This is a genomic window from Kitasatospora sp. NPDC054939, from assembly GCF_053610105.1.
Genome location: NZ_JBSGXP010000067.1, coordinates 1 through 544 on the forward strand (window position 1 = coordinate 1; position 544 = coordinate 544).

The 544-nt window shown below is 72.4% G+C and carries 1 protein-coding gene; it reads left to right on the forward strand.

Going from position 1 to position 544, the window contains the following annotated elements:
* Positions 1-79 precede the first annotated feature (79 nt).
* On the forward strand, positions 80-391 hold the full coding sequence (locus tag ACWGB8_RS20180) for a hypothetical protein (RefSeq protein WP_452214887.1): 312 nt from the start codon (positions 80-82) through the stop codon (positions 389-391).
* Positions 392-544 lie beyond the last annotated feature (153 nt).

The window sequence follows — 544 nt, forward strand, 5'->3', positions numbered from 1 at the left end:
TTCACGGGCATCCCGGGGGTTCCGCTCCGCGCCCGGCGAAGGAGAATGCTCCGACGGCGCAACGCAGAGGGAGCAGGACGTGGACTGGTACGCGGTTCGATGCGTGTTCGGGTGGAACGCCACGGACGACGGGAAGACCTACGAGGAGCGGACCACGCTCTGGCAGGCCCCGTCGGCCGACGAGGCGATAGCCCTCGCCGAGGCGGAGGCGGGGACGTACGCGGCCGACAACGAGTTCGCGTACCTGGGTCTCGCCCAGTCGTTCCGGCTGTTCGACGCGCCGGGTTCGGGTGTCGAGGTGTTCTCGCTGGTCCGGGACAGCCCGCTGGAGCCGGACGACTACCTCGACGCCTTCTTCGACACCGGCACCGAGTACCAGCAGCACCACTGACAGCCCCTGCGGCGGGCCCGTCAGCCGAGTTGCTCGGCCAGGCCGACGAGGATGCCCTCGGGGCCGGTACGCGACGGGCGCGGTCGGTGCCGTCCGGGAGGGCTTCCGGACGGCACCCACCCCGGGGGGCCCCCGGGACCAACCCGCGGCGGC